The organism is Mycoplasma phocimorsus, from assembly GCF_030077875.1.
In the GTDB taxonomy this organism is placed as follows: Bacteria; Bacillota_I; Bacilli_A; order Mycoplasmatales; family Metamycoplasmataceae; genus Mycoplasma_H; species Mycoplasma_H phocimorsus.
In genome coordinates this window covers 36,470-59,943 of the sequence record NZ_JASEJT010000007.1, presented here as the reverse complement: position 1 = coordinate 59,943, position 23,474 = coordinate 36,470, and the positions used below count along the sequence as shown (strand labels likewise).

The 23,474-nt window shown below is 25.3% G+C and carries 19 protein-coding genes; 10 read left to right on the top strand and 9 right to left on the bottom strand.

Going from position 1 to position 23,474, the window contains the following annotated elements:
• Nucleotides 1-146: 146 nt before the first annotated feature.
• Nucleotides 147-1,322 (top strand): hypothetical protein, encoded by a 1,176-nt coding sequence (locus tag QMA87_RS01535; protein WP_283833729.1) that lies wholly within the window; start codon nt 147-149, stop codon nt 1,320-1,322.
• 55 nt (nt 1,323-1,377) lie between these two features.
• On the opposite strand, the gene QMA87_RS01530 is transcribed toward QMA87_RS01535, so the two are convergent.
• Nucleotides 1,378-3,240 (bottom strand): ATP-dependent DNA helicase, encoded by a 1,863-nt coding sequence (locus QMA87_RS01530; RefSeq protein ID WP_283833728.1) that lies wholly within the window; start codon nt 3,238-3,240, stop codon nt 1,378-1,380.
• 153 nt (nt 3,241-3,393) lie between these two features.
• Between QMA87_RS01530 and rpmG the strand changes: the two genes are divergently transcribed.
• From rpmG to QMA87_RS01495, 7 genes are all read left to right on the top strand, one after another.
• Nucleotides 3,394-3,546, top strand: coding sequence for a 50S ribosomal protein L33 (gene rpmG / locus QMA87_RS01525; protein ID WP_283823743.1), 153 nt, complete (start codon nt 3,394-3,396; stop codon nt 3,544-3,546).
• A gap of 31 nt (nt 3,547-3,577) precedes the next feature.
• Nucleotides 3,578-4,639, top strand: a complete 1,062-nt coding sequence (locus tag QMA87_RS01520; RefSeq protein WP_283823744.1) for an aminopeptidase P family protein — start codon at nt 3,578-3,580, stop codon at nt 4,637-4,639.
• Nucleotides 4,640-4,860: 221 nt separating this feature from the next.
• Complete coding sequence (locus tag QMA87_RS01515; RefSeq protein ID WP_283827441.1) at nt 4,861-6,492, top strand: type I restriction-modification system subunit M; 1,632 nt, start codon at nt 4,861-4,863, stop codon at nt 6,490-6,492.
• The gene (locus QMA87_RS01510; protein WP_283833727.1) at nt 6,485-7,696 is read left to right on the top strand and encodes a restriction endonuclease subunit S; all 1,212 of its coding nucleotides are present in this window, start codon (nt 6,485-6,487) and stop codon (nt 7,694-7,696) included. The genes QMA87_RS01515 and QMA87_RS01510 overlap by 8 nt, the downstream gene beginning before the upstream one ends.
• Nucleotides 7,659-8,321, top strand: a complete 663-nt coding sequence (locus QMA87_RS01505) for a restriction endonuclease subunit S (protein ID WP_347276987.1) — start codon at nt 7,659-7,661, stop codon at nt 8,319-8,321. The genes QMA87_RS01510 and QMA87_RS01505 overlap by 38 nt, the downstream gene beginning before the upstream one ends.
• The gene (locus QMA87_RS01500) at nt 8,294-8,878 is read left to right on the top strand and encodes a restriction endonuclease subunit S (RefSeq protein WP_347276986.1); all 585 of its coding nucleotides are present in this window, start codon (nt 8,294-8,296) and stop codon (nt 8,876-8,878) included. The genes QMA87_RS01505 and QMA87_RS01500 overlap by 28 nt, the downstream gene beginning before the upstream one ends.
• A gap of 16 nt (nt 8,879-8,894) precedes the next feature.
• Nucleotides 8,895-12,086: a type I restriction endonuclease subunit R gene (locus tag QMA87_RS01495; RefSeq protein WP_283833726.1), complete on the top strand. Its 3,192-nt coding sequence runs from the start codon at nt 8,895-8,897 to the stop codon at nt 12,084-12,086.
• A 60-nt stretch (nt 12,087-12,146) separates the two neighbouring features.
• Here QMA87_RS01495 and QMA87_RS01490 read toward each other — a convergent pair whose 3' ends face one another.
• The 7 genes from QMA87_RS01490 to trpS all read right to left on the bottom strand — a co-directional run bounded on the left by QMA87_RS01490 (nt 12,147) and on the right by trpS (nt 18,769).
• Complete coding sequence (locus tag QMA87_RS01490) at nt 12,147-12,467, bottom strand: hypothetical protein (protein WP_283833725.1); 321 nt, start codon at nt 12,465-12,467, stop codon at nt 12,147-12,149.
• An 82-nt stretch (nt 12,468-12,549) separates the two neighbouring features.
• Nucleotides 12,550-13,359 (bottom strand): hypothetical protein, encoded by an 810-nt coding sequence (locus tag QMA87_RS01485; protein WP_283833724.1) that lies wholly within the window; start codon nt 13,357-13,359, stop codon nt 12,550-12,552.
• 945 nt (nt 13,360-14,304) lie between these two features.
• Nucleotides 14,305-14,505: a hypothetical protein gene (locus tag QMA87_RS01480; protein ID WP_283833723.1), complete on the bottom strand. Its 201-nt coding sequence runs from the start codon at nt 14,503-14,505 to the stop codon at nt 14,305-14,307.
• Between the two features lie 720 nt (nt 14,506-15,225).
• Nucleotides 15,226-15,369 carry a hypothetical protein gene (locus QMA87_RS01475; protein ID WP_283830486.1) on the bottom strand — a complete coding sequence of 48 codons (144 nt, stop codon included), beginning with the start codon at nt 15,367-15,369 and terminating at the stop codon, nt 15,226-15,228.
• A gap of 200 nt (nt 15,370-15,569) precedes the next feature.
• Nucleotides 15,570-16,013, bottom strand: coding sequence for an MAG3450 family membrane protein (locus tag QMA87_RS01470; protein WP_283823748.1), 444 nt, complete (start codon nt 16,011-16,013; stop codon nt 15,570-15,572).
• Entirely contained in the window at nt 16,006-17,769 is a 1,764-nt protein-coding gene (gene thrS / locus QMA87_RS01465) for a threonine--tRNA ligase (protein WP_283833722.1), read from the bottom strand. The genes QMA87_RS01470 and thrS overlap by 8 nt, the downstream gene beginning before the upstream one ends.
• The gene (trpS, locus tag QMA87_RS01460) at nt 17,756-18,769 is read right to left on the bottom strand and encodes a tryptophan--tRNA ligase (RefSeq protein WP_283823750.1); all 1,014 of its coding nucleotides are present in this window, start codon (nt 18,767-18,769) and stop codon (nt 17,756-17,758) included. Before trpS ends, thrS begins: the two co-directional genes overlap by 14 nt.
• An 86-nt stretch (nt 18,770-18,855) precedes the next feature.
• Here trpS and QMA87_RS01455 point away from each other — a divergent pair, with 86 nt between their 5' ends.
• Complete coding sequence (locus tag QMA87_RS01455) at nt 18,856-21,354, top strand: valine--tRNA ligase (RefSeq protein WP_283833721.1); 2,499 nt, start codon at nt 18,856-18,858, stop codon at nt 21,352-21,354.
• On the top strand, nt 21,345-22,166 hold the full coding sequence (locus tag QMA87_RS01450; protein WP_283827432.1) for a bifunctional 5,10-methylenetetrahydrofolate dehydrogenase/5,10-methenyltetrahydrofolate cyclohydrolase: 822 nt from the start codon (nt 21,345-21,347) through the stop codon (nt 22,164-22,166). Before QMA87_RS01455 ends, QMA87_RS01450 begins: the two co-directional genes overlap by 10 nt.
• A gap of 9 nt (nt 22,167-22,175) precedes the next feature.
• Here QMA87_RS01450 and serS read toward each other — a convergent pair whose 3' ends face one another.
• Nucleotides 22,176-23,450: a serine--tRNA ligase gene (gene serS, locus QMA87_RS01445; RefSeq protein WP_283833788.1), complete on the bottom strand. Its 1,275-nt coding sequence runs from the start codon at nt 23,448-23,450 to the stop codon at nt 22,176-22,178.
• Between the last annotated feature and the right edge of the window lie 24 nt (nt 23,451-23,474).

Here is a 23,474-nt window from a genome sequence, read left to right as displayed (position 1 = left end):
TTTGTCCTAGTTTAGGTGTCAATATTTTTATCATAATCCATTTTATAACAACTAAATTTCTTTATTGAAAAATTTTTTAAATTATATAGTCATTAATTTTATAATTATGAGTAAACTAAATTTATTTTTTAATAAAAGAAGAAAATATGAACAAAAAAATTAAAACTTTATTAGCAACAATTAGTGTTCCAATTATTACCTTACCATTAATTTCAACAAAAAATTTTGGTAAACAGTTTTCAATTTATTATTCTGAAATTGACAATATTTACATTAACAATTTAACAAGAAGTTATACGGCCAATCAAAATACAAATTTAAATATACCTAAAACAAAAGAAGGTTATATTTTTGTTAATTGAGTATATGAAAAATATAACTTTCCCTTAGATAACATATCTTCTTTAGAAACTGGCGACATTGTTTTAAAACCTAACCTTATAAAAGAATATCAAGGCTTCAAAGAAGCTAAAATAAGTTTTCTTTCTTCAAATAATAAAGATATTAAATTGCTAAAATTATTAGATAAAATCGTTCTTTCATATGGATATAAAAAATTAAAATTACAAGAAGAATTTACTGAAGAATATAATAATCTTAATTTAAATGAAGAAATTATAATTGAAAATGTTGATTTAGAAAATGAATCTTTAGAGCAAGATATTAAAAATCATTTACAAGGCTTTGTTTCTAATACAGTGACTTTTCCAGAAGCTAGATTACAAACTTTTAAAACATCAAACCCTAGAAAATTTGGAATATTATCTGGTCTCTTTTCTAATTTTGGTCTTAAAGAATATTTGGTTGGTGGCTTTCTTTCATTATTTGGTTTAGGTGCTCTTGGTGGTGTTGGATATGGAATTCATAAAGCTATTGAACATCAAAGACTATTAGATGAATCAAAAAATTATGAGTTATCATTTCGAGTGGATGAAGATAAATATAAAGAAAAATCTTGATCTATATATGGTTTTGGTGAAGGATTTGAGGGTGGCAAAATTGGTACATTTAATAATGGAACAAATCAAAATGATAATGCAAATATTACACTTACAAACGAAGGAAATGGAAAATACACTACTATATTAAAGAATGTCACTGACACAAATAAAACTAATATTATTCTAAAAACAGCTAATGAAGGAGCTGAAAATCAGACAAAATCATTTAATTTGAATGATGTTCTTAAAAATGGTTATTTAGATGTTTATCTATTAGGAGATTCATATAGTATTGAAATAGATGGAAAAATTATTCAAGTATTTGAGGAAAAGGAAACCCCCATTCCTCTAGGAAAAGTTTACCTTAAAAAAGTTATTTAAAACACAGCAAATTTGAACATAAAACTGAAAAAAAACTAGCTGAACAAGCTAGTTTTTACTTATCAAAAAACTTATTTAAAAATTGAGACATTAACGTTATTCTATTTGTTTTATTCTTATAAATCCAGTATCATAACTTCTCATGTTCATAATCAACATCTTCATAAACAATCAACTCTTTTTTAGCTCGAGTTATCGCTGTATAAACAAGATTTTTATCTCTCATTTTGTAATATGGTTCCGAACTATTCACGAAAATAACACACTCTTCCTCGCTACCTTGATATTTATGCACGCTTGTTGCATAAGAAAGTTTGAATAGTGAAGCAAATTCATTTGCTTCAAAAGCGTATTCATTTTTTTCATCAACAAATTTGACATAAATCTTATTATTTATAAAATTCTTGATATATCCAATATCGCCATTACATAAACCATTTGCAAGATTTTTAATAATCATTACTTTATCACCAATAAAAAATCTTGGTCTCATATTAATATTATTATTAATAAATTTAGATTCATAAACTATTTTATTATTTTGTGTAAGCTTTGATTGAATATAGTTATTTAAAACATCAAGTCCTTTAGCGCCTTTTCATGTAGGCCCTATAATAATTACATTATCTTGATTATATTCTTGAATTTTTTGAAGATATAAATTACCAACATCTTTTACCATTTGATTAGTAAAAATTATATTATTATCATATGGTATTTTATTTTGAATAACATTTTTAATAATTTGTGTCAAATTATTTTCAATAGTTAAACGATAATTATTAGTTAATTCAAAGCTTGCAAATTTATCAAAATTAATAAAATCATTTAATAAATCTCCAGGACCAATTGCCGGCAATTGTTTACTATCACCAACAAAAATAATTTTTTTTAAATTTTCTAGATCTTGAAATAATTTATTTAAAAGGTGAATATTTACCATACTAAATTCATCAATAATAACAATATTAATTTGTTTTAACATTTCATAGTTATATCTAATATTTCTATTTAAATTGTCATATACACCCAAGAAAGAATGAATAGTTTTAATAAAGTATGGAACAATTCCATATTCATTTTGAATTTTTGCTTTTAAATTTCTAGCACTTCTTCCTGTTGGGGTTAAAATGGCAAAATTATCAAATTCATTTTCATTAAGAATAGCAGTATATATTTCAATAATTTTTGATTTCCCAGTTCCTGCATTTCCATAAATTATTGAAATATTATTATTATTAATTAATTCAATCGCATTTTTCTTTTCATAATCAAATTTGGAAAGTAGATCATAGCTAATTGGTAATTTAATATTAGTTTGCTGTGAAATTTTCTTTAATGATTTCGCTATATTTTCAAGCTCATTATACATTTCGAAACGAATTATTCAATTATTTTTTAAAATTAATATTCGTTTGTTTTCTATCGACTTTTTGATTTTTTTAATAAATTTTGAATAATCTTGTTGTTGATTATTTTTAAAAAATTGATTTCAAATATAGGATAAATCAAAAACACAAGACCCACTGAAATTTTCTTCATTCTTAATAATATTATCAACAATAACTTCAAATTTTGTTTGTTCAATAATTTTAAAATTAAAAATATTATTTTGCTGAATTTTTTCTATATCATTTAGCGTTATTTCGATAAAGTTATTAAAATAAATTAAAAATAAATCTTTTTTTATAATTTTAATTAAATTTTTAAAATGCTTTTTTTCTTTTAAATAAAGCTTCTGCGTTTGAGATAATGAACTTTCTGAAAGATCAAAAATTATGAAGTTTTCTTTTATTGATTTTATAAAAGAAAAACCTTCTACTATTGAGTTAATTTTATTTTTAGTAAAATATTCAATTAGTTTTCTCGCCTCTTCATTAAATTGCTCTTCAATAGAATATTTTAGCGTTTTAGACATATTGAAAATTATACAAATAATTATTAATTTTTCAGTATTTTAAAAGATAAAATCAAATGATTCATTAAAATAAAATGTTTTGAATTTTTTAAAATAATTTATAATAAATAGTATATTTTATTTATATACTTTTAAAAAAGTTTAGGAGGATTTATGCCAAGAGAAGGATATACTTTACAATGTACAGCATGTAAAGATGAAAATTACATTAGTAAGAAAAATAAAAAAACTCAAACAGAAAAAATAGAGTTATCAAAATACTGTAAAAAATGCCAAAAACATGTAAATCACAAAGAAAAAAAATAATTTCTTTGTTTTTTCTTATAGAAAGGAACTTATGCAACGTAAAGTTTTAAATGATGTTTTTAAAGAATATAATTATGATGCAATTATATCTGAAGCACCACAAACAAGATTATGATATTCACAAGTAGCTACTTCTGATGGATATATAATAATAGAAAAAGAAAAAGCATATTTATTTGTTGATGGTAGATATATTGAATATGCACAAAATAATGCTAAAAATGTAGAAGTTAAATTATTAGTTGCTGACTCACTAAAAAAATTCTTTTTAGAAAAAAAATATTCTAAAGTTGCTTTTGAAAAGGATTATGTAACTGTCGAAGTTCATGATCGTTTAAAAAGTTTAATAACTTTAGCAAACGAAAATGTTGAAGTAGGATATGTTAGTGGACAAGATTTAAGAATCTTAAAAGATGAAGATGAAATTAAACTAATGCAAGAAGCTATTGATATTTCAATGAAAGCATATTATAGGGTTAAAGATTGACTTAAAGAGGGTGTTAGTGAAAAAGAAGTTGATCACGAATTAAACTACTACTTAAAACAAGAAGGCGCTGATAAAGAAAGTTTTGACAACATCATCGCTTTTGGTGAAAATGCAGCAGAACCTCATCACCACCCTACTGATAGAAAACTTAAATTCGGTGACATCGTTAAAATTGATTTTGGTGCTCTTTATAAAGGTTATTGTGCTGATGTAACTAGAACTCACATTTTTGGCGGAAACGAAAATGCTACAGATCCAAAATTAGTTGAAATTCTTCAAATAGTTGAAGAATCAGCAGCTTTAGGTAGAGCGGCGGTTAAACCAGGAGTTTCAACTGCACAAATTGACAAAATATGTCGTGATTATATTCAAGAAAAAGGATATGGACAATATTTTGTTCATTCAACAGGTCATGGTTTAGGTATTGATGTTCACGAATTTCCTTCTGTTGGTACTAGATCAAATACTATATTGCAACCAGGAATGGTTATTACTGTTGAACCAGGAATTTATATAGAAGGTTTAGGTGGAGCAAGAAACGAGGATGATGTTCTTGTTACTGAAGAAGGTCATAGAGTATTAACTCATAACTATAAACCTGATTAAAAATAGTTATTATTCAAAGAATAAATTTTTATTAATACTAAAACTCAAGCAATAAAGCCTGCTTGAGTTTTTGTTATCCTCTTTTAGGTATTATCCACAAATACCACAACTTATTTCTTTTGCAATTTTTTATCTTTTTAATAATAGTTATTGGCACGATTTCCTTAATTATTAATATGTTATAATATTAATAATATTAAGGTTATAGAATCAGGAGAATAATGGAGAATAGAGATTTACAAAGAGCAAAATTGCATAGTGAAGTGTGAAAAATAGCCAACGAAATAAGAGGTTCAATGAATGTTTGAGACTCAAAAGATTATATTTTAGGTTTTATTTTTTACAGATATTTATCAGAAAATTTAAAGATGTTTATTAATGTTGAAATGGCTAAGATTGATACTGAAGATGAAAAACCGTTTAAAGGTAAATATGAAGATTTCAATTTTGATATAAATGATGAAGCATCTTATGAAATTAAATACGATGTTATGGGAAATTTAAGTTATTTTATTGAACCAAATAACTTATATGAAAATATATTGAAATCATCTAATGATGAAAATTTAAATGAAAAATTAGCTAATGCTTTTGCACAGATTGAAGATAGTTTTAAAGAATATGACCAAATCAAAGCAAATGTCAATATTGAATTAGAAGATTTGAGTGGTATATTTAAATCTATTAATTTAAATAATGACAAACTAGGTAATAGCGTAGTTGAAAGAAATAGAGTATTAAGAAAAATACTTAATGGTATTGCTAACTTCCCGCTTAATGATATTAATGAAAGCAAGATTGATATTCTTGGTGACATTTATGAATTTTTAATGTCAAAAATAGCAGCTGAATCTGGATCAACCGGAGGACAGTTTTTTACACCTCAAGAAGTTGGTGAGCTCCTTGCTAATATTGTTTTAATTGATTTTAATTCTAAAGATAAAAGACAAAAACAAAATATTAAAAATGCTTATGATCCAACTTGTGGTTCAGGTTCTTTACTTCTTAAATTAGTTAAACTTCTAAAAAACTCATCTTCTGTAGTAGATAAATTTTATGGACAAGAGATTGAAGCAAATGCTTACAACATGGGCAGAATGAATATGATTTTACACAACATCTCTCGTCAAAAATTTAATATTAAATGAGGAGATACTTTAAAAGACCCTAAACACATTGATGTTAAGTTTGAAGCTATTGTTTCTAATCCGCCATTTTCTCAAACTTTTGATACTAAAAACAATCCTGAATTAGAAACCGATGAGCGTTTTATTAACTGACCACTTCCTAATGAAAAGAAACGTGGTGATTTTGCTTTCATCATTCATTCTCTTTATTCGCTAGAAAAAAACGGAACAATGGCTATTGTTGAATTTCCAGGTATTTTAGAACGTGATAGAAAAGAACAAGCCATTAGAGAAAAACTTGTTAAAGAAAACATGATTGAAGCTATTATTCAATTACCTTCAAATATGTTTTTTGGAACAAGTACTTCAACAATCATTATTGTATTCAGAAAAAACAAATTAGATTCAGATGTTTTATTTATTAATGCTGCTAATGAATTTGTTAAAGAAGGTAAAAATAATAAATTAAGCCCTGAAAATATTCAAAACATTATTACTCTTTTAAAAGAAAGAAAAGATATTGAAGGTATTTCTAAATTAGTAACTAAAAAAGAAATTATCAAAAGAAATTATTTATTATCAGTAAACACTTATATTCCTAAAGTTGATAATTCCGAAAAAATTGATATTAAAAAATTAAATGCTCAACTTGAAGAATTAGCTACAAACATTCAAACTTTAAGAAATGAAATTTCAGATATTGTTAAGGAGTTAGAAGATGAGTAAAAATATTTTTAAACTTATTGATGAGCTAGTTGAACAAGATAAGATTGAATATAAGACTATTGGCGAGTTGTGCCATATATATAGAGGCAAATCTTATTCTAAACATTATGTAAATATTCACGTTGGAGAATATCCTGTTTATTCAAGTGCCACATTTAATAATGGAGAATTTGGAAGAATTGATACATATGATTTTGATGGCGAATATATGACTTGAACTGCTGATGGATATGCTGGAGCAGCATTTTATAGAAATGCGAAATTCAGTGCAACAATTTTGTGTGGTGTTTTAAAAATAAAAGATACAAATATTTTAAATTACAAATATTTAACTGCAGTATTTAATAAAGTTTCACATAACTATATTAAAGGAACAAAAAAAGGATATCACAAATTAAATACAGTAATGGTTAGTGATATTGTAATCCCCGTCCCACCTATTGAAATCCAAGAAAAAATTGCTCGAATTTTGGATAAATTCGATATCCTAAAAGCGGAGCTAAAAGCGGAGCTAAAAGCAAGGAGTGAACAATACAATTATTATCGTAGTGAATTATTAAATATTGATAATTTATCAAATAATAAATATCTTAAAAAGCTTCTTCCTAATTACTTAGAACAAGAAATTAAAAAGACAGAATATAAGACTATAAAAGATGTTTGTGATATTTTTGTAGGCAAAGGAATATACGACAAAAGATATGTTGAAAGCAACAAAGGAGAATATCCAGTCTATTCAAGCGCCACATTGAATAATGGTGAATTAGGCAGAATTAACCATTATGATTATGATGGAGAATATGTAACTTGAACAACAGCAGGTAAAGCGGGTGAGGCAACATATAGAAATGGTAAGTTCAGTGTAAATAAAAATTGTGGTGTTTTAAAATCAAAAGATAATATGCTGATTTCAGAAAAATTTTTAGCATTGATTTTTAACATGGTTTCTAAGGCTCATGTTAAAGGAGTTGGTGGAATGCAGAAATTTTGAGCAAATAATGTAAGAGATATTATCATCCCCATTCCTCCTATTGAAATCCAAAACACAATTACTAATTTATTAGATAAATTACAAGAATATTCACAAAACATTCAAGGATTATTGCCTCAAGAAGCACAGCTTCGTGAGACTCAATATCAATATTATCTAAATAGATTATTAGACTTTACAAGAGAGAGAGAGAGAGATAGCTCTTGCGATTAGTTCGCTATTACTTAATAGTGTTGATTCTAAAATTCCATTTAATAATGAACTATTAAAAGAGCAAATTTCACAAATAAGTAAAACAGAATATAAGACTATTGGTGAAGTTTCTATAATTGAAATTAGTAAACAAGTTAATAAGAATTTGCTATCTCAAACAGGTAAATATCCTGTTATAAATGGTGGAGTGAAACCAACAGGATATTGAGATAAATTCAATTATAAAAAAGGTTGTATAACTGTTATACAAGGCGGACCTACTGCTGGATTTGCTCAATATATGGAAACTGATTTTTGAGCTGGTGCCCACTCTTATATTCTTAATACAATAGATGAAAGCAAAGTATCACAGAAATTCCTTTTTTATATTTTAAAAATAAATGAACCAACAATAAATTCATTAAAACAAGGTCAAATTTTACCTTCTCTTAGAAGAGAATCTCTTAAGAATTTTTCAATACCCATCCCTCCTATCGAAATTCAAAACACAATTACTAATTTATTAGACAAATTACAAGAATATTCACAAAACATTCAAGGTTTATTACCTCAAGAAGTACAGTTTCGTGAGATTCAACATCAATATTATCTAAATAGATTATTAGACTTCACAAGAGAGAGATAGCTCTTGCGATCCAAGAACTTAATCTATTTTTTGAAAGAAAAATATTTTCTTCTGTTTTATTTAAGATTCAAACAGGTATATTAAAAGCAAATGCCGAAGAAAAAGATGGTAAATTTCCATTTTTCACATGTAATGAAAATCCTAAAAGAATCAACACGCATGCTTTTGATTCGGAAGCTATTTTAATTGCTGGTAATGGAAATTTTGGACATATTAATTACTATAAAGGTAAATTTAATGCATATCAATGAACATATGTATTAACGAGAAAAACAGATTTAATTAATATGAAATATGCTAAATATTTCTTTGAAGCATTCTTTAAAGAAAGCATTAAAGATGTTATTGTAGGTGGTGTAATTCCATTTATCAAATTAAGTAATATTCAAAACTTTAAAATAACTTATTTTAATCCTATTATTCAAAACTGTTTAATCAATTTACTTGATAAATTTGATGATTACACAAAACAAGTAACCGGACTACTACCAAAAGATATTGAGTTAAGAGAAACTCAATATCAATACTATTTAAAAAAATTATTAGAGTTTAACTAATAAAAAAGAGGCAAATATGGAACAAAAAAGAAAATATGAACCAATTATTCTAGATAATTATCAATCAATTATTCCTCAAGGAAATGTCCCTTTCTCCGAATCAGAAGAAGCAATGGAAAAAGACTTAATTAATAGACTTGTTAAAAATGGTTATATATATCGTAACGATATTAAAAACAAAGAATCATTAATTAACAATTTAAGAGAGAAAATCGAAAAGATTAATAATGTTAAATTGAGCGATAAAGATTGAAATGAGTTAAAAGATAAATGATTGTTTAAAAGAAATTCCATACTTACTGATAAGACGGATATTATTCAAGGAAATAGTTTATATAATCTAAATATAAATGGCACTTCTAAAAATATCAATTTATTTGATAAAGAAAATTTAGATAATAACTTCTTTGAAGTTATTAATCAATATGAAGCAAATAATAGTAAAACTAAAAATAGATATGATGTAACAATTCTTATTAATGGTCTTCCTTTAGTTCATATTGAACTAAAAAAACGCGGTCAAGAAATTGAAAAAGCTTTTGGTCAAATAAGAAGATATGAATTTGAATCTTTTTCAAGTGGAGAAGAATCAAAAATATTTCAATTTGTTCAGATTTTCATTATTTCTAATGGTACATTTACTAAGTACTTTGCAAACAGTGTTAGAGAAATAGCTGTTGATAATTTCCAAACTAATACTTCTAAAAAGGTCAAAGTTTTTTCTGACAATTTTAAATATACCTCTTTTTGAACAGATAGACAAAACCGCAAAATTAGCGATATTATTGATTTTGCTAATACCTTTCTTCAAAAAAACACTATATTTAGCATAATAGTTAAATATTGTGTTTTTGATTCAGATAATGTTTTAAAAGTAATGAGACCATATCAAATTGCGGCAACTGAATCAATATTAGCTAAAGTAGATCAGGCTATTGAAGATCCGACCTTATTTGATTCTAGAAAAAAGAATTTAACAGGTGGTTATGTTTGACATACAACTGGTTCAGGTAAAACTCTAACCTCTTTTAAAGTTGCAACTCTTATAACACAAAATATCAACAATAAATATCAAATAATTGATAAAGTTTTATTTATTGTTGATAGAAGAGATTTAAATGTCCAGACTTTTAAAAGTTTTAATAAATTTAAAAAAGAAAGTGCTGTTTCACCGGATTCAACAAATGATTTAAAGAATAAGCTTCTAAAAAAAGATAATGATAAGTTGATTGTTACCACAATTCAGAAATTAGCAAAATTAGTAAAAGATCAATCAATTAAAAAACAAAACTTAAGAATGATTTTCATTTTTGATGAATGTCATCGTTCTCAATTTGGAACACAACATGAGTATATTATCAGATCGTTTGATAATAGTTTAATTTTTGGTTTTACAGGAACACCTATTTTTAAAATAAATAGTACAAAAGGCACTGCTGATATCTCTAAAATTGAAATTAATTCCAGTTCAACCAGACAAAATACAACAGAAGAAATTTTTGGTAATATTTTACATAAATACTCAATGGCTCAAGCTATTAATGATGAGAATGTATTAAAATTTAATTTAGAAATTGCTGGTTTAATAGGATTAAAAGATCAAGAAGAACAATCAGAAGAAACTACTAAACATTCTATTAATACAGATGCAATTTGGAATGCGCCTGAAAGAATAAGAAAGAATGTTGAATACATTCTAAAAAATTTTGAAAATAAAACAGTAGGTGGAAGATTTAATTCTATTTTTGCTTCTTATTCTATTGATACCTTAAGAAGATATTATGATGAATTTAAAGAACAACAAAAAGATATAGATCCATTAAAGAAACTAAAAATAGCAGCTATTTTTAGTTATGAACCTAATAAAACTAATGAAAATGATTTTCAAATATTATCTAATGATATTAATACTGAAGCAATATCAGGATTTGATAATTTATCAGAAAGTGATAAACAAGTATTAGCAAGAATTGTAAAAGATTATAATGAACAGTTTGGAACAAAATTTTCAATTGACAATGCTTCAGCATTTGCTGATTATAATAATGATATTTCTCGTAGACTTGGTAATATAAAAGAAGAAAAAAAAGATAGAATTGATATTCTATTAGTAGTTAATATGTATTTAACAGGATTTGATGCTGTTAAACTGAATACTTTATGATTAGATAAACCGCTTAAATATCATTCATTAATTCAAGCAATATCAAGAACAAATAGAATATATGATGCTGCAAAACCTTTTGGTAATATTGTTTCATTTGTACCAAGAGTAAAAAGCGATTTAAAAGAAGCTATAAGACTATTTTGTGGTGAAAATCATGACGAACAAGTATTAATAAAAGATTTTGAAGATTATTACAATGGTTTTGACCATAAAGATTTTAAAAGAAGTTGAAAAGAAATAGTTGAAGTTGTTAGATCTAAAACATGTAGTGAATGAAATAATTCAGATCCAGAACAAAAGAAACATTTTGTTAATATATTTGGTCAACTTTTAGAAAGAAGAAACTACTTAACAAATTTTGAAAAATGATACAGTAATAAAGAGTTATGATTAATGACTCCTTATGAATTTAATAACTATAAAGCTATTTATAATGAGCTTTATAGAAAACAAAATAATGCATTAAGAAGCAAACAAATAAATATTAATGAATCACTAGCTTTCAAAAATGGTTTAGCTGATTCAACTGATATTGGTATTGATTATATTTGAAAAACAATTAATGAAATAATTATTAATAATTCTCAGCATGAAAAGTCGAATACCATCAGCTATAAAACTATTGATGAACAAACTAATGCAATAAGATCTTCAAATGTTGAACACTTAAAAGCTGATAAGATAAGAAGTTTTTTAATTTTCTTCAATTCAGATTATTACACTGGAGAACAAAGATGAGAAATGGCAGCAATCAGTTCAGTATTTATTAAAGAGTTTGTTGAATTTTCAAAAAATGATCATAATATAAAAATTGATGAACTAATTGAAAAATATAATCTTGATGGAGTAAAATTTAGAAATGTTTATGAAAACTGTTTTAAAAAAGGCGAAATCAATCTTGATCCTTATACAATTTCATCTTTCTTTAAAGAGAAAAAATCAAGTTTCTCAAAAGAGTTTAAAAATCTAAAAAAGAACTTTGAAACAGAAATATATGAGTACTTTAATTCAACAGTAGATATATTAAAATTAAATGATTAACTATTAGTTAATCTTATGTATATTTAAATTTGGATTTAGGATAGTAATCTAGCTATGTTTTTATTTTTCAGGATAGATAGAATCGCTATATGAATTATAACCCTTTTCAAGTAAGTAGGAACTCTCTTTAGCTGCTGCTTCTATATACAAGTATCTAAAAATAACACCAGCCATGTCAAAACCATATTCATGATCACTATATAATCTAGCTAAATAATTGTTAATGATTTTTGCATTTACTTCAGCAATTCATTTAACTTCGTTAATTAATTTGTCAGTTTGTTCTTTCTTTTTGAGTTTTTCAACTCCTTTTTTAAGAGATTCTAGTCCATCTCTCATTGCTTTGAAAAAGTTGCTTAATGTCACAGCGTTAGGATTCATTAATTTTAATAAGTCGAACATTGAGTTAAAATCAATTTGTTCTGTTAAGTTATAAAATGTAACATAATATTTTAACGAATATTTACCAAGAACAACTACTAAATCATAAGGGTGCAAATGACCATTGTGAGTTAAAAAAATTGCTAAACAAGTCAGTTAAAAAATTTACATCAGCATAACCTTTTGAATACTTACTAAAAATTTTAGAAAGAGATTCAGCGGAGTTTTTAATCCTTCATCAATAAATTTGATCTGCCTCAAGTATATTATATATATCATCACCAAAGGTAATAGTTAGCTTATTTCTTTTAATTTTATCGTAATCAGTATTATCAGTTCTTGTAAGTTGATCAAACCCGTCAATAATTTTATTCTTTAAGTTAACACCTTTTAATGTTGAAAAATATTCTAAAAATAATTTTAATAATTCTGGATCTTCTTCAAATGTTTTAAATAATATGGAAATAAAATTTGAACTACTTTTTTTATAAATATACGAGTGTAACAATTCACCTAAGTTTAAAGTTTTTAAAAGATTATTAAATTCATCAGAAGTTAATTGGTTTAATAATTTGAATAATCTTTTAGATTTAAAAACAGCTCCGAATTTATCTTTTAATCATTTCAAAACATCATTTGGTTTTGAATCATTTTCAATAAGTAACTTTCTAAGTATCTTTTTAAAAGCTGCTGTTGATTCTGCGGAGTGGTTTATCAAAATATTATTAACAATATTTTGATATATATTTGAATAGAATCAACTTTTCAAATTGTGTTTAGTGCTCTCATTTTTATTTTCAAAATAATAACCCAAACCTACACCAAGTCCAACAGCAGCTGCAGCACCTAAGCTGCCCCCCCCACTACTGTAAGAATGTTTTGAATATTTCATCAACTATTATTATTTTTTCTAGATTATTTTATCCTTTTTTTAAAAGTCATAAAAAGATTTTTTAATTTCTTTAGTGGTCGATTTCGATTTATTAAAAGCCATTTTAAGGATTGAAACATTGTTATTGTTTTGGTAATTATTAGAAAGTAATTTAAGAATTTTTAAATGAGAATTTTCTAATGAAACAAGTTTAGTTTCAATTTGTTTAACTTCTTGTTGTTTATTTAATAAGTTGTATCTTTGTAATATGTTTTACTCTTTTTAGATTTATTTTTTACAGTACAACTAGTAGAAAATGAAGCTAAACTCATTATACTTATACCAATATGCGTGCTCAATATTCTTAATTTATTATTCATTAGATTACTTAAATTTATAAAGCTATTTATATGGTGAAAACTTTATGCAAAATTTAGAAAGAAATTTGTTTTTATAGCCATATTAGTTGTGTAAATATTGCTAAATTAATAAATTTTTAACATTATAAAAATATAGAGAAGCTGAATTTAACCTCTCTACTTTTCATATAGTTCTTCCTTAGTTTTAAAATTAATGTTTTCGCCATATAAATAATTTTTTAAATAGGGTTTTAAATCTATTGAATGCTGATAAAGACCGTAAATTGCTAAAAAACACCTATCAATCAATTTGTTGAGAAATTCAACTAATTAGTAAATTTCATTTTTTAATTTTTCAGAAATTTCTTGTCCCCTTATTTTTCTTATTCCTTTTTTTAAAGATTCTAATCCCTCTTTAAAAACATCAAGAATACCCTTAAAAGTTACAGCATTGGGACTAAGTTTCTCAAAAAAACAAAAATTGTATTTAAGTCAATAGAGTTTAATAAATCTTTAAAATAAAATGAAATATAGCTTTTATCAACAACTCATTCAAATTGACTTAAAGCATATATTGTATCTAATGGATGCAAATCACCATATTTATCTAAGAAATCTCTAAAAAGTTAATGAATTTGGATTCTTCAATACTTTCTTTTGTATATTTTTTAAACAAGCCAATAAAAACTTTAGGATCTTGCTCCCTTATACGTTTTTCTAAAGCTATTTTTTCTGGGTTAGGAAGAAATGAAAGAATTGTTCCTAATAACCCTCTTCCTCTGCCTTTATATGTTGGATTTTCATACATATCCACTTAAAAGAAAGTCTAAATAGCTATTATTATTTAATTTAGATTTATTGTTTTTTAATGAAAATATAAAATCTAAAAATGAATTAGTTAAATATAAATCGCTTTTAAATATTTTAAATAATAGAGAAAAAAATCCATTTGGGTCTTTTGAGTTTTTGTAGTTGTATAAAGTCTCTTTAAAATTAAAATTTTCTAAACTAGATATTATTTCATCAGTTGTACTAGAAGAAAAAAGTTTAATAAGATCGCTTTGACTAAATATATTAGGAATATTAGCTTTTAATCAACTCAAAACACTATTTGAATCTTTATCATTAGCATCATAAATATCTCATAATAACTTTTTGAAATTTTTAGTAATTTGTGGATTTGGATATACAAAGATTTTATGAGCTATATTAACATAAAGTTTGGAAATAACTGAAGTTTTGATATTGTGTTTTGTAACTGAATTTATTTCTTCAAAATAATATTCAATTCCTATAATACTACCAATAAAAGCAGCACTGCCAAGAACTGAACCTATAACAATAAGTAGACCATTACTTTGTTCTTTCTCATGTTCTTGCTTATATTTAAGATATTGATCTATGATAGTTTTTCTAGTTTCTTGAGCTTTTGCTTTTTTCTTTTTTTAATAGTTAATCTTGGAATTTTAAAATGAGTTGTTGTAATTGCGGCATTTTTTTCTAGAACTTTATAACTTGTTCTTGGTCTTTATAAATTATCAATTTTCAGCTTAACTTCTTTATTAGTTTCTGTAGTTTGAATGAAAGAATAACTAGAAGATAGTGTAATAATATCCAGTGCGCCTATACCAGTAAGCACGCCGGCCAATTTCGTTCCTTTTTTCATATTCATCTACATTTAATTTCCTAATTTTCCAATTTATAAAATTATGATACTTAAAGAGCAATTTATTGTTATTTTCTTAAAATACTTGAAAAGGCACAGAGAATTATCACTTTAAGTGTACTCAATTGCTCCAAGATTTTAAAACAAAAAAAACTCAAATACAGAAATTTGAATCTGTATTTGAGTTTTATTTACTTTAATTAAATTTATTTATTATTATTTCTTATTTTATTAATATTTTTAGCTATTTGCTTTTCTTCAAATCTAAAAGCAATTATGTTTGTAGGAATAGCTATTAATACTGTAGAAAGAATTATTAAAACCCTACCTCATCATTTTAATATTTCTTTTTGATAACCTGTATATATTAAAGCAATCATAACAACTGTAAATGGTAGTATATAAGTTATTGATTTAATTTCAAAAATATTAAAATGAATCAACAAGACATTAATTACAATTATTAATAAAGATACAAAAATAACTATAATTAAATTATATTTCAATGGAAGTAGTTCAACAGAACTACTTCCATTTTTTTCTTTATATAATATATCTCTACCAAATAACATTCACAAGATAAAAAGCGGAATAACAACAAATATTAATGTGAAAGTTATAAAAAGATATGTTTTGATTTTCTTACTCATATTTACTTATTTTGTTTTTAACTAATAAAATAAAATCATCTAATTTATATAATTTTGTTTCATTACTTCCAAATTCACGAACTGATATTTCATTATTTTGAAGTTCGTTTTCACCAATAATTAATTGGTATTTGTATTTTTCAAAGTGAGCTTCACGAATTTTTTTAGGTAGTCTTTCATCTTTCAAATCAATTTCAGCATCTAATTCGTTAAATGCAAATTCTTTTTGAATTTGTTTACAGTATTCAACTAATTTATCATCTAAAGCTACAGGAATAATTTTAATTTTATTAGGTGCCAATCAAAGAGGGAAGTTACCTTTATATTGTTCCAATAAAATAGAAATGAATCTTTCATAAGTACCAATTAATCCTCTATGAATCATTACTGGTGTTTGTTTTTCATTATCTTTATTTATGTATCAACAATCAAATCTTTTTGGCAATAAGAAATCAAGCTGAATAGTTGAAACAGTAATTTCATGATTTAGCATTGTTTTAATTTGAATATCAATTTTTGGTCCATAAAAAGCGGCTTCGCCAATTTTTTCTTCATAAACTACATTCATTTTGCTCAAAACATTTTTTAACATTTTTTCTGAACTTTCTCACATTAAATCATCTTGAAAGTATTTTTCTTTATCTTCTTTATCTCTTAACGATAAAGAAATGTAATCAATTTTTAAATCAAATTTTGATAACATTTCAGTAATTTGTGAATACATTGCAAATACTTCTTGTTCAATTTGTTCAGGAGTAACTAGTAAGTGACCTTCTGTTAAATCCATCCCTCTAACACGTTCAAGTCCTGTTAAAGCTCCAGATTTTTCATATCTATAAAGTCTAGCTTGTTCACTATATCTTTTTGGAAGATCTCTATATGAGTGAAATTCTGAATTAAATAAAACTAAGTGGTGTGGACAAGTCATTGGTCTAGGGATCATTCTTTCACCTTCAGCTTCAATAACGGGAAACATATCATCTTTATAATGATCTAAGTGACCCGATGTTCTATATAAATCTTCACTACCAAAGTGAGGAGTTAAAACTTCAGTAAATCCATATTTTTTATCTAATTTTAAAACTAAATTTCTTAATGAATTACGTACTTTCATTCCGTTTTCAAGTCAAAATGGTAAACCTTGACCGCCTAATTTATGAAAACTAAATAATTTAAGTTGTTTATTTAATTGGCGGTGATCATTTTCTTTTCTCATTTTAACAAGATCTAAATATTCTTTTAATTCAGAATCACTCTCTCAACAAGTTCCATAAATTCTTGTTAACTGTTCATTATTTGAATCGCCTAATCAGTATGAACCTGATAAATTAAGCACTTTAAAGTATTTAATTTGTGAAACACTCTCAACATGGCCGCCAGCACATAAATCAACAAAAACATGTTCTTTTTTTTGTTCGTCAAATAATGAGTAATATGTAATGTTTTTTTCTTCAGTTGCTAATTTTTCTTGCATATATTTTTTAAATGGTTGATCAGCATTTCTTTTTGAATAAAATTCAAAATATGTTTTTTCATCAACTTCAATCATATGGATATTTCTTTTTGAAAGTTGTTTCATTCTTTTTTCGATATTTATCAAATCCTCTAATAATAAAGGATTAGCAAATTTGAAATCATAGTAATAACCTTCTTCAATAGCCGGTCCAAATGCTAATTGAGTATCTGGAAAAAGTTCATATACAGCAGCAGCCATTAAATGTGCTGTAGTGTGATTTAAGTTTTTATTTACTTTCATTTTTGTCTCCTAAACCAATTTTTTTATAAATTTTGTTCATCACTTTCTTCGCTGTGTAGCAAGCCTTTTGTGCACCTATTTTTGAATACTTGTCAATATTTTTTAAAGATTCTTGATATTTTTTTTGAATTTCAATCAATAAGTTTTTAACATCATTAGCAACCGCCTGTTTTAAATCAAAATAACTTTTCTCTTTAAATATATTTTCGGTCTCTTGTATTGTAATCTCATTTAATGAAGCATATATTGTTAATAAATTTGTAATTCCAGGCTTTTCATTTGAAATATAAATTTTATTTTCGCTATCCGTAACTGCTTTCATAATTTTATTGTAAGCAATGTTTGGGTCATCGAGTAAGTAAATTGTAGATTTTGAATTCTCATCAGATTTTGACATTTTCTTTTCAGGATTTGTTAAAGATTTAATTTTTGCTCCAACTTTTGAAACAAAAGCGTTAGGTAATGTTAAATTAAGATTATACTTATTATTAATCCTATTTGCAAGATTTCTAGTTAATTCAACATGTTGAATTTGATCATGACCAACAGGAATTATGTCAGCGTTATACAATAATATGTCGCTCGCCATTAATATTGGATACATAAATAATCCAGTCGGAACGCTTTCAGTGCCATTTGAGTTTTTTATTTTTGAGCTTTTATCTTTAAATTGAGTCATTCTTGATAATTCGCCTATTGTTGAATTATTTGTAAGGATTCAATACAATTCAGAGTGTTGTGATACATCTGATTGAAAAAATATTGTAGATTTTTCAGGATCAATCCCACAAGCTAAATATAATGCAAAAATATCTTTTCTATTTTTTCTTAATTCGCTCGGACTAATTTCTATTGTTAAAGCATGTAAATCGGCAACAAAAAAATATGAATCATATTCATGTTGAAGTTTAACAAAATTTTTAATTGCTCCAAGATAATTTCCTAAAGTTAATTTTCCAGTTGCAGTTATACCACTAACTAATTTTTTTGCGTTATTCATATTATAAAATTATATAAAAAATCACTTATTTAATATAATAATAATTATATTATACAAGTCATAAAACTTTGGCTTAAGAGGTGTATATGGAAAAAATATTTGACTTTGCAAAGTATGAAAAATTAATTTATGAAAAATGACAAGATGCTAAATATTTTACAAAAAGAGACGAAGCAAAAAAGCCATTCACAATTTTATTGCCTCCTCCTAATGTTACAGGTGTTTTACATTTAGGACATGCTCTTGATACTTATTTGCCTGACTCAATTTTAAGATATAAAAAATTAAGAGGATTTGATACTTGATTTATAACAGGAACTGATCATGCTGGAATTGCAACGCAATCAAAAGTAGAGTCAAAATTATATCAACAAGGAATTAATAAATTGGATATAGGTCGTGAAAAATTTCTTGAAGAATGTTGAAAATGAAAAGAAGAGTATTCAAAAAATATTCATAAGCAATGGGATAGGCTTGGTCTTTCTTTAGATTATGAAAATGAAAGATTTACTCTTGATAAGGATGCTAATGAAGCAGTTTTAAAAGCATTTATAACATTATATAAAAAAGGATTAATTTATCGTGATTCTAAAGCAATTAGCTGAGACCCAAAACTAAAAACCGCATTAAGTAATGTAGAAGTTATTAATAAAGAAATAGAACAAGAAATGGTATATATTAAATATCCTATTGCAAATAGTAATGATTTTCTTACAATTGCTACAGTTAGACCAGAGACACTATTTTCTGACGTAGCTGTTCTTTATAATCCTGCTGATGAACGCTTCAAACATTTAAAAAATAAAAAAATTATTCATCCACTTTTAAATAAAGAGTTACCAATTCTTAGTGATGAATATATTGATATGAAATTTGGGACAGGTTTAATGAAATTATCTGCTCACGCTTCTAATGATATAGAAATTATTAAAAAATTAGGCTTAGAAATCAATGAGACAATTGATGAGAGTGGAATTCTATATAATGCAAATCAATTTAATAATCTTGATCGTTTTACTGCTAGAAAAGAAATTATTAAATATTTAAAAGAGCAAAATTTTATTGAAAAAATTGAAAAAACTATATCAAGTGTTGGAATTAGTGATCGTAGTAAAGAAGTAGTTGAAATTCTTGTTAGAAAGCAATGATTTGTTAAAATGGATAAATTTGCTGATATGATTATTAAAGATTTAAAAAGTAAAAACAAGTCTAAATTTTATCCAGAAAGATTTGAAAAAGAGCTTAAGTTATGAATGGATAAAGTTTATGATTGAACAATTTCAAGACAGCTTTGATGAGGGCATCAAATTCCGGCATGATATAAAAATGATAAAGTTTTAGTTCAAATTGAATCTCCTGGCGAAGGATGAATTAGAGATGAAGATGTTCTTGATACATGATTTAGTTCGGGATTAGCGCCATTTGCTTTTATGGGTTGACCACAATCAGAAAAATTAATTAATAGATATTATCCTGTTGATTTATTAGTTACTGGTCGAGATTTAATTTTCTTTTGAATTGCAAGAATGTACATGTTTTCATTAGAATTTCAATCAAAAGCACCTTTTAAAGATATTATGATCCATGGACTTGTTAGAGATGAGAATAATGTCAAATTTTCTAAATCATTAGGCAATGGAATTGATCCTATTGATGTTATTAATAAGTATGGAAGCGATGCACTTAGATGAGCACTTATTTCAGGAACGAAAGCAGGCACAGATTTAAGAATTGGTAATAAAGATTTTGTAAATAGTCAAGCAATTATTACAAAATTATGAAATGCTGCAAGATATATAAATTCTAAAAAAGAATCTGAAAGTTCTAAAACAATTTATGATAAATGAATTGAAAATGAGCTTTATTCATTAAATGAAAAAATTGATAAACATATATCTAAATATGAATTTAATTTAATTACAAAGGAAATTTCTGATTTTATTTTTAATAAATTTAGTTCATGATATTTAGAACTTTCTAAAAACGAAAATAATAAAAAATTTAATTTAGAAAATATTAAAAAATTATTATTTATTATTCATCCATTTCTACCATTTGTTACAGAAGCAATTCATCTAGAATTATTTAATGATTCAATATTTGAAATGACAATGCCAAATTTTGAAAATTATGAAGATAACATTGATGTAGAAATGATTATTGATATTGTTACCTTAATAAGAGTTCATCGCGAGAATAATCAAATTAGCAATAAACAATTAGTTGAGTGAAACTTTGAATCTCTTGAAGAACAATATACAAAAAGTATTGAAAAAATGAGTAAAACTATTGAGAAAATGACTAATTCTTTATTTATTAAAAAAGATGAGAGTGTATCAAGCCATTCACTTAAAACTGGAATTATTTCATTTTATTTAACTGATGAGATTAAAATTAAAAAAGAACAAGAAATAGAAGAAAAAATTAAATTTTTTAAGGCCGAAGTTAAAAGATCTCTTGCAATTTTAAGCAATGAAAAATTTATTTCTAAAGCTCCTGAATCTAAAATTCAAGAGGAAAGAGATAAATATGAGAATTATAAATCTCAACTAAAATTTTATCAAAAGGAGAAATTATGCAATTAATGAATGGTAAAGAAATTTCTCAAAAATTAACAGAAATTTTAAAAGATGAAATCAACAAATTAACAAAAAAACCAACATTAGCAATAGTTCAAATAGGTGATAACTTTGCTTCGAATAAATATATTCAATTTAAAATGAATAAAGCAACTGAACTTGGCGTTAATAAAAAATTATTTAAATTTTCAGAAACAATTTCTTTTAAAGAAATAAAAAAAGAAATGGAATATATTAATGAACATTATGACGGGATAATTATTCAGCTTCCTGTTCCATCTCATCTTGATAAGCGCAAAGTTTGTGACTTAATAGAAATTGACAAAGATGTGGATGGCTTAACAACTAAAAACCTTGAAAAATTATATTCAAATCAAAAAACATTTATTCCTGCCACTGTTAAGTCTGTTTTAACATTGCTTGATGTTTATGAAATAGAAGTTGAAGGAAAAACTGTTGGAGTTGTTGGACAATCTGATTTAGTTGGGAAACCACTTTCTACACTATTAGCCCGCCGTGGCGCCATACTTTCTAGATATGATAAAGAAACAGGAATTAGCGGTCTTGAAAATAATGATATTGTTATAGTTGCAACAGGTGTAGCAAAACTTGTGAAAAAAGAAAACCTAAAAAAAGGTTCTATAGTAATTGATGTTGGAATTAATCAAGATCAAGATAATTTAGGTAAGCCTATAGGTGATGTTGATCCAGATGGACTTGACAGATGAGTATCATTGATGTCGCCAGTTCCAGGTGGAGTTGGACCTTTAACAGTATTTTCGCTTTTTGATAATTTAATTGAAACAAAAAGAAAATAGCTTGATTGGCTATTTTCTTTTTGTTATTTTATCAATTTGCATATAAGGAATAAGAGCTTTAGGTATACTTACAGACCCATCCTCTTTATTATAACCATTTTCAATAATAGCAGCAATCAAACGATCAATAGCTAAGCCTGAACCATTAATTGTAAAAACATATTTATTTTCTTTACCATTTTTATATCTGATCATTGCTCTTCTGCCTTGAAAATCTCCAAATCTTGAAACACTTGAAACTTCACGAAATTTATTTTCAGAAGGCATTCATAACTCTAAATCAATAGTTTGTTCACTTGAAAAGCCTAAATCACCAGTACATAATAGTAATTCTCTATAAGGAATTTCAAGTTTTTCTAAAATATTTTTGGCATCATCAAGAGTTTTTTCAAATTCATGCTTAATATCTTCCTCTTTAACAATTTTTACTAATTCAACTTTTTTAAATTGTTTATTTCTAATAATTCCCTTATTATCTTTGCCTCCAGAACCTACTTCTGACCTAAAACATTCAGAAAAAGCAGTTACTTTTATTGGATCATCAAGATTTAAAATTTCATTATTTCAGACATTAGTTAAACTAACTTCAGCTGTAGGAATTAAATATAAATCTTCATTAGCAATTTTAAATAAATCTTCTTCAAATTTTGGTAATTGTCCAGTTCCTTTTAACATTTGTGATTTAACTAATAAAGGAATATTATATTCTTCATAACCGCGAGAAATATGTTCTTCTAACATAAATCATTGTAAAGCCCTAACTAATTTTGCTCCATCATTTTTGTAAATAACAAATCTTGAACCTGACATTTTAACTGCTCTTGGAAGATCAATTATTCCTAAATCATGAGCTATATCTGAATGAGAAATTTCTTGTTTTACTAAGCCTCTACCCAATTTTTCATGTGTAGATATCACTACATTTTCTTCTTCTGAATTGCCTACAGGAACATCATCAAGTGGAAGATTTGGAATTAATAACATTTCCTTTAAAATAAAAGAATTAAGTTGCTCAAATTTTTCATTTTTTTGAAAAATTTGTTCTTTAATTTTTAAAATTTCTTCTTTTATTTTTTCAACTTTTTTATTATCTTTTATGTTTAAACTTATCTCTTTTGATTTCTTAGTTACATCAGATTGTAAATTCTGGATTTCAAACTTAATTTTTCCTAAATCTTTACCCTTTTTGTAAATTTCATCAATAATTTTAGTATTAAACCCTCTTAAATTTAACTTGTTTTTTACAGTTTCTTTATTTTCAAAAATGTGTTTAATATCAAGCATTTTCACTACCTTCTTTTTTTAATT